This is a genomic window from Helicobacter salomonis, from assembly GCF_017979425.1.
GTDB classification, from domain to species: Bacteria; Campylobacterota; Campylobacteria; order Campylobacterales; family Helicobacteraceae; genus Helicobacter; species Helicobacter salomonis.
In genome coordinates, this window is record NZ_JAERIS010000042.1 from 1 (window position 1) to 7,256 (window position 7,256).

The 7,256-nt window shown below is 41.0% G+C and carries 7 protein-coding genes, 1 rRNA gene and 2 pseudogenes; 7 read left to right on the forward strand and 3 right to left on the reverse strand.

Features of this window, described 5'->3' with window-relative positions:
• Nucleotides 1-533: 533 nt before the first annotated feature.
• From rrf to KCO92_RS07705, 5 genes and pseudogenes are all read left to right on the forward strand, one after another.
• Nucleotides 534-649: ribosomal RNA gene (gene rrf / locus KCO92_RS07075) — 5S ribosomal RNA — on the forward strand.
• A 38-nt stretch (nt 650-687) separates the two neighbouring features.
• The gene (locus tag KCO92_RS07080; protein WP_104732811.1) at nt 688-906 is read left to right on the forward strand and encodes a hypothetical protein; all 219 of its coding nucleotides are present in this window, start codon (nt 688-690) and stop codon (nt 904-906) included.
• Nucleotides 907-1,037: 131 nt separating this feature from the next.
• Nucleotides 1,038-1,931 carry a glycosyltransferase family 4 protein gene (locus KCO92_RS07085; protein ID WP_233711307.1) on the forward strand — a complete coding sequence of 298 codons (894 nt, stop codon included), beginning with the start codon at nt 1,038-1,040 and terminating at the stop codon, nt 1,929-1,931.
• A 314-nt stretch (nt 1,932-2,245) separates the two neighbouring features.
• Nucleotides 2,246-2,758, forward strand: a complete 513-nt coding sequence (locus KCO92_RS07090) for a hypothetical protein (RefSeq protein WP_104696187.1) — start codon at nt 2,246-2,248, stop codon at nt 2,756-2,758.
• A gap of 116 nt (nt 2,759-2,874) precedes the next feature.
• A pseudogene (locus KCO92_RS07705) lies at nt 2,875-4,154 on the forward strand (adenine-specific methyltransferase EcoRI family protein).
• A 115-nt stretch (nt 4,155-4,269) separates the two neighbouring features.
• Here the strand turns inward: KCO92_RS07705 and KCO92_RS07100 are convergent.
• Together KCO92_RS07100 and KCO92_RS07105 are read right to left on the reverse strand one after the other, a co-directional pair.
• Nucleotides 4,270-5,160 carry a hypothetical protein gene (locus KCO92_RS07100; RefSeq protein ID WP_104696188.1) on the reverse strand — a complete coding sequence of 297 codons (891 nt, stop codon included), beginning with the start codon at nt 5,158-5,160 and terminating at the stop codon, nt 4,270-4,272.
• Complete coding sequence (locus KCO92_RS07105) at nt 5,160-5,714, reverse strand: hypothetical protein (protein WP_158653592.1); 555 nt, start codon at nt 5,712-5,714, stop codon at nt 5,160-5,162. The genes KCO92_RS07100 and KCO92_RS07105 overlap by 1 nt, the downstream gene beginning before the upstream one ends.
• Nucleotides 5,715-5,867: 153 nt before the next feature.
• Here KCO92_RS07105 and KCO92_RS07110 point away from each other — a divergent pair, with 153 nt between their 5' ends.
• Nucleotides 5,868-6,674 carry an MFS transporter gene (locus KCO92_RS07110; RefSeq protein WP_233710523.1) on the forward strand — a complete coding sequence of 269 codons (807 nt, stop codon included), beginning with the start codon at nt 5,868-5,870 and terminating at the stop codon, nt 6,672-6,674.
• A 75-nt stretch (nt 6,675-6,749) separates the two neighbouring features.
• Nucleotides 6,750-7,019 (forward strand): hypothetical protein, encoded by a 270-nt coding sequence (locus tag KCO92_RS07510; protein ID WP_233710524.1) that lies wholly within the window; start codon nt 6,750-6,752, stop codon nt 7,017-7,019.
• 12 nt (nt 7,020-7,031) lie between these two features.
• Here the strand turns inward: KCO92_RS07510 and KCO92_RS07115 are convergent.
• A pseudogene (locus KCO92_RS07115) lies at nt 7,032-7,256 on the reverse strand (hypothetical protein); the annotation flags it as partial.

The following is a 7,256-nucleotide window of genomic DNA, read 5'->3' on the forward strand; positions in this document are numbered from 1 at the left end:
CCACTACTAATAGAGCGTTTGGCTTGTTTGGTTGATAAGGTATCACCGCCTTGTTGAGTGTAATCAAAGCTTTGTAGGAACTGGAACGTAGGTTATTGACAAAAGCGAAGCTTTTTAAGCCTTGTTGTTGCTTTTTTAAAGCAAGAATGCTACTCTAGTGCTTTTGGTTTAAAGTTTGCACTTAGGGTTTAAATCTTCTTAGCCTATTAGCCTAGAGTTTGCTTGTGTGGCTTGGGGGTTTTAAGCTGAAGCCTTGCGGGTTACCTTAGTTTGGCTTGCGTTAAGCTAGCCTAGCATGTGGGCTTAGACGAGGTTGCCAAGCTTAGGATTTCGACCTCTGAGTGCTTTAGCTTGCTTGCTAAGTTTGGCTTTAAGCTCAGGCAAGAGACTTTAAAGTCTCTTGCTTTATGAGAGCCAAAGACAAGCCAACCCCCTAAAGCGTTGCTAAAGCTCTTAGTAATCCTTTATGTGCAAGCTCAAGGCTTTAACAAGTCACAAAGCTTTTTAAAAAGCTTTGTGAAAGCTTTGCTTTTCCCCGTGTCCCTAGTGGAGAGGAAATACCCAGCCCCATCCCGAACCTGGAAGTCAAGCTCTCTAACGCCGATGATACTGCCCTTTGCAAGGGTGGGAAAGTAGGGTGATGCGGGGATGATCTCCTATCATATTTTTCTAAAATAAGTGGTCTCCATGAAAAGAATTATCATTAACGTGCACCCTTTAATGGGGAAATGGACGGGCGTTGAAGTGTATATTTTGGCTTTGATCCAAACTTTAGAAAAGCATTTTGCGCACCAAGAAGTAGAAATCGTGCTATTTGCCTACGATAAACTTTATTCTAGTCTTGAGGAATTATTGAAATCCCGTTCTCTCTCTCTCTCTCTCTCTCTGATAATCCACAACCACTAAAACCACACCCTAAAACTTTTCTCCAACGCCTTAAAAACATCACCCCAAGTAAAATCTATCGTTATTTTAAAACCAAAACAGGACACTTTTTAGCACATTGCACCACCTTTGGCTTGCTCGGAGATTTTATTTTGTTCGTCAAATACCGCTTTTTGTGGAATCGTAACAAGACTTTAAGGGGCAAATCCTTTGACCTATGCATTGAGGCAGGGTGGCCTATCTACTACATCCATCCCGTTAATGCCAAGAAAACCTTAGTTTGTATCCATGATTTGCCCCTGTGTGATCCTCAAAGTTGGTTTCTATCAAAAGAAAGCATAGCCCTTTGGAAGCACTACATTTATCCTAAAATGGCGATTTGCACGCAAGCCATTTGTTTTTGTGAATATGTCAAATCTGATATTCTCAAAACTTTTCACTTTTCCTCTGAGTGTGTGCATGTGATTTATCACGGGTTACGCACATACCGCGTTGAAGCTTGTGAGAGTTTGCCCCCCAACTTAGGGGAGTTTATTTTAGCAGTCGGGCAAGCCAAGCGCAAAAATATTTTGCGCTTAATTGAAGCCTTTAAACTTTTGCCCCAAGAGTTACAAGGGCGTTTTAAAATCGTTTTAACAGGCACACACAACGATTTAAGCGAGTCTGAAAGATGGTATAGCCAACAAGACTTTATCGTCAACTTGGGCTATGTGTCCGATGCCCTGTTGCAAACTCTATACGCCAACGCCCGCTTGTTGTGGTGGGGAAGTTTGGCCGAGGGCTTTGGTTTGCCAATGGTGGAGGCGATGCGCGCCTCTTGTGTCATCTTGGCTAGCAATGTGTCTTGTATGCCTGAGATTTTGGGCGATGCGGGGATTTATTGTAACCCCTACAATGCGAAAGACATCTCTAAACAGCTAGAAATCGCCCTAACTGATGAGAGTTTGCGCCAAGAGTGTATCCAAAAGGGTTTAGAGCGTGCTAAACTTTTTGACTTTAATGAGAGCATGCAAAAGCATTTAGAGATCATAGAGCAGATGTTGTAAGGAGGAGGAATAGCTGGTAAGATAAGGCGCGCTCTTACAAGGTGAAAAAGGTAGGTGATGCGGGAGAGTTTTTGGTAATTCACTTGCTCCTGCTTGTTTAATTTTAGTTAGATTTTTTTCTTCATCTTCCTTCGTCCGCGATGACTTTTTCGTTTCTTCTATAAAAATTGTTTTTGGCTTTTTAAAACTTGACTTTCTATCCTTCAAAATTTTTTAAGTTCTTATGCGCGACAATCCTTAATCCTTAAAATTACGGGTTTTGGAGGACTGAAGGTTGGGGGTGGGTATATAGATATAAAAATTAGGAGGTTTTAATGTTTGTAGATGTTTCAAGTGCCCCATTTTGGCACATGCAAATGCATCCGGGCACGGAGAACCAAAATTGGGATGTGCATAAAATCTTAGAAACATATCGTTTCATTGGCTTGTATGGTCAGCCAGAAAATTGGAAGAATAAGAGGGCATCTGCATTCATCAGGAATTTTCTCAGTGCAATGCGAGTTAATGACATTGTGGCGATAAGAAAAGGCAATAAACTCATCGCCTTAACGCAGGTCATCGGCACAGCATATGATATTAGAAAAGACAGAAGTTTATGCATGATTGAAAAAGAAGACGACCTAGTAAGCTGGATCACCTACAGACGGCCTGTTAAGATTTTAGATATGACATGTGAGGAAATGAAAGCTGGTCTAGAGTTCCCAGAATGGCAAGACACTTTAACTAAATGTACAGAGGGCGCGCTAACCACCCAAATCATCATGGGGTGGTATGAAAAGGTGGGAGAGGCCTTAAAAGCTAAAGGCGAGAGGGTTATTTTAGTTTAAAAAATCTCCCTTGTTATCCTCTTGCAAGGGCGGGCAAGGCGAGGGGTTGCACAGATTCTTAAACTTGTAGCACCCCATGTGTTAAAATGCCTCTTTCAAACTCTTAAAGGTAGCCCATGCCCAAACAATATCTTTACATTGTCCAATCCAGCCTAGAGCCTAGCAAATGCAAAATTGGTATCACCAATAACCTAGCTAGACGGCTTAAAGAATACAACAGCGTTACAGGGCAATCCCAAGAGAACACTTATAACTATCTTTTCACTTGTGAAGTGGCTAATATGCGCCAAATAGAGCAAGACATTAAAAACGCTTTTGTGCATTTAAGAGAAATACAGAGCCGCGAAATTTATTTTTATAACCCTAGCCTTTTTGAGAATTATCTAAGCTACATCAAAGCTCACCCGGGTTTCATCGCCCAAATCAACATCAAACCCCCCAAGCCAAAAAAAGAGCCCAAGCCCTTAGTCACGCCCAGCATGATTGATCGGGGCGTTACTAGAAAGACCCTACTAGACAAAGCCAGAGAAGTTAAAGATGATGAGTTTTATACAAGGTATGAGGATGTGGAAAAAGAGCTATCCTGCTACCCTCTAAAAATATGGCAAGACAAGGTCGTGTTTTGTAACTGCGATGATGCCATCGGGGAGAATAGAGATTATACGGACTCGTTCGTCTTTGTGCTGTATTTTTAAAACACTTCTTCAGACTCAAGCTGAAAAAACTCATCTGCACGCATTATGGCAGTAAGCGGGATTTATTCCATGCGGGCAAAAAGGGCTATATTTTTACCAAAGAGGGGGCGCGTGAGATGAAATACACCCCGCCAAATTATAATGGCGGCTTTGAAGAGACGGAGTCCTTAAGAATTTTGAATGAAGAAGCCGACATTGTCTGCACCAACCCGCCCTTTTCGCGCGCCATAAAATATTGGCAAATCCTCATTCAAAGCAAAAAGAAATTCATCATCCTCTCCAATATCACAAATTGCGTCAATACCGCCTTTATCCCTTACTTTGCCAAAAAGAAGGCATGGGCGGGCTTTCATAGTGTGGATTGGTTTTTAACTCCTAAGCGCCAAGTAGTGCGTGCTGCTGCGCATTTTTTCACCAATTTTCCTATCAAAAATAGAGCTAATATTGCACGGCTAAAATTCTTGCCCCTAGAGCAAATCCCAAATAAATATAAAAGATTTGATGATAGCGGGGTGTTGTTGGTGGATAATAACTATATCCCCAACGATTACGATCTGCCCTTTGCTATTTCAGCGCGCCAAATCTTAAATGGCGTGCTGGAGTGTGGGTATAAGGTCGTCAAACTCACGCAGTATGTACCCTATATCGAGGGCAAGAAAAAATTTACAAGGATTTTGATCTGCAGGACTAAAGCAAAGTGAGACTAAAATGCAGGGGTATGGGAGGCAAGGGGTGATAGTTAGGTAGTACAGGGGTAAATTATACCCTTTGTGGGAGATCTAAAAATTTATTTCCTTCTTAGGTCTGATTCTAAAGTTAGTCTTTAAGGCTATTCTTTTCAGAAACATTAGCAACGCGTTGCTCTCCTCCTATTTCTGTGGTGTAATAGTTTTCGTCTATGATCTTGCAAAGAGAGTCCAAATCGCTAGCTTTACAGATCATCAATTTTTCATTTTTAACCATTCGAGGTTTATATTTTTGAGCGTATTTTAAGTAATCATTCCGCTTTCTTGGATCGCCATTCTCTTTAAAAATCTCCAAGCGTTCTTCTTGAAGTAAATGTTTTATTCTAGCTAGCTTTGTTCTTGGAATAGTGGATTTGATTTCCTTTAAATCTAGTTCTAAATGCAAATACCGGTAGCTGGCATCTTCTTTGATAGCTTGAAGTCCTTGTTTGATATCTTGGACTTTATTTTCAAAAAAGTGGGGTAACACGCGCTCCAAATCCTCAATATTTTTAAAATAAAACTTCCCTGTTTCTTGACTCCAATAAACATCTGTGCGATTTTCAATTAAAATGATCGGCTTATCTTCGATATGCGCCATGTTAGAGAAAGAGATAAATTTTTTCTTAATAAAAGAACACTGCCTGATCACTTGGAAGTATAATTTAATCTTACCCTCTTCTTCCATGCGTACAAATAACACTGCCTTACTCTCTTTAATTTTCTGTATTTTTTTTAAAATACCCTTGCTAAGCATATTGATATGAGGGGTATCATCACAGATCACAAGATTATAATCTTTCAAATCTTCAAAAGAGGCTTTAATAAAAAAACTCTCATCTTTTGCAAGTTTTCTTTCACTCTCTTTCCAATAATCCCACTCTTTAGAGGTTTCATGCGCTCCAAAATCCCATATTCCTTTTAGAGGTTGATCGCTCACACGGTAGATTTTTCCTTGCATCCGAGCATAGAGCATGCGCATCACTCCTTTTCTTTATCTAAAAAAACAAAGTCATTGAGTCTAATGAGCTTGCTGTATTGCATTTTTTCTTTAAGCGTTCTTTTGGAAATTAAAAAGACCTTGAACTTCGCATACATGTTCTGTCCATGTGTCTTATTGAGATCAATGGAGATTTCATAAAAGTGGTACCCAAAAAACAAAAGGTAGGGATTAAAATAGGAAAACTTCCCTTTGAGAATTAAAAGATAAATGATGATAAACACCACCGCAAACATGAACCAATTTTCAAGACTGACCGCAATTACAAAATAGGCAATATAAACAGGAATATATTTAGGCTCGGCCACTTCTACCATTTCCACAGCGCGCATTTCATCGGAGGGTGCAATATGCTTTTCAACAAAACATATGTATAGGCGAGACAACAAAGCACAGACTAACCCCCCTAGCAAAACAAAAGCGAGTTCTAAGAGCGTAAAAGTCGCATTGTGCAAGCAAAAAATGATTCCTGCAGGCGTGAGTGCCATAAGCACATAGACAAAGTAAAATAAGGGTAAAAATACCCTCACGCTCATACCCTCAACCATGCAAAATACACTGAGACATTCTAACATGTGGAGATTAAAGCGCGCACAAAAACCCTAGAAAAACTAACAGAGAATTGAAGTGCTCAAAGCAGAGACTAGAAAAAGCATGGGGTTATACAAAAACGCGCTAAAATCCCTCCCATGTTCAATCAAAATATCCTTTTTTTATTCTTAGGACAAGGTTTTAGTGGAGCGGTGGTGTCGCTTTTGACCTTTAGTAGTGCGCTCGCGGGGCAGTGGCTTTTAGGGCACACCACTCTAGCCACTCTACCCATTTCGACTACCCTCTGTGGGGCGTTTGTGGCGGTGTGCTTTTCAGCTTCTATCTTTCAAAAATATGGCAGAAAAAGGGTATTTTTAGGCGCGTCTTTGCTAGGAGGTGTGGGGGCTGGTTTAGCCATTATGGCTTTATGGACTAAAAGCTTTCCACTCTTTTGTCTAGCGACTTTTTTGCTAGGCTTTTTTACAGCTCTCAATCAGTTTTATCGCTTTTTGGCAATAGAAGCCATTGATGCAACACATCAAAACACCCAAAATAGAGCCACCGCCCTTGTGGTGAGTGGGGGGATTTTGGGAGGCATTTTAGGACCGCATTTAGGCAATGTGGGGATACATCTCTTTAGTGTGCCCTTTGTGGGTTCTTTTGGGTTTGTGGGTTTACTTTGCGTGCTCAATGCATTGAGCACACTTTTCTTAAAGTTCGAGCCCTTCCACGCCAAAACAAACCCCAAAATCTCCCTAAAAACCCTCTTAAAAGAACCCCATTTTCTCTTAGCCACTTGTGCGTGTGGCTTAGGCTTTGGGTTGATGACTCTAGTGATGCACGCCACGCCTCTAGCCATGCATGCGTATCATTTTAGCTATACTCAAACTAAAAGCGTGTTAGTCGCGCATTTTATTGCCATGTATGCGCCTAGTTTGTTTTTAGCTTTTGTTAGCAAAAGCTAAAGCCCTACATACTTAATCGTGTTGGGCATATTGTGCTATGTGGGAGCTAGCGTCATTGCTCTCTGTAGTGCAAACTTGTTAGCCTTTTGGGCATGCTTGGTGTTAGCAGGAGTAGGTTGGGCACTCAGCTTTAATGGAGGGACTTTTATGCTCAATGCTATCCAATCCGATCACAAATTGCGCCTACAAGGGCTAAATAGCATGTTTGTCTTTGGGGTAAATTTACTAGCTAGCTCTGCTGTAGGTCTGATTCTAGCGTGTGGAGGTTGGGAGATGTTGCATGCCGCAGTGCTAGCCTTAATAGGTTTGTTTGGAGTGGTTTATGCATACGTTAAATGCGTCTAATATAACGAGCAACTACAGTTGCTCATAGATGTAAAGACAAACACTATACAGAGAAATCTTCAACTCTGAAAACATCTTAGCCACTTTCTCGGCTGCGGCAATGATGAGCGGATTACCCTTGGCATTCTCCAAATTATGGCGCACCATTTTTAAGAGCTCGTCCTTAGCAATGATGGCCGCTAGCAAGATATTCTTATTGATGTAGTGCACATTCATGGCTTTGAGCAAGAGCTCATC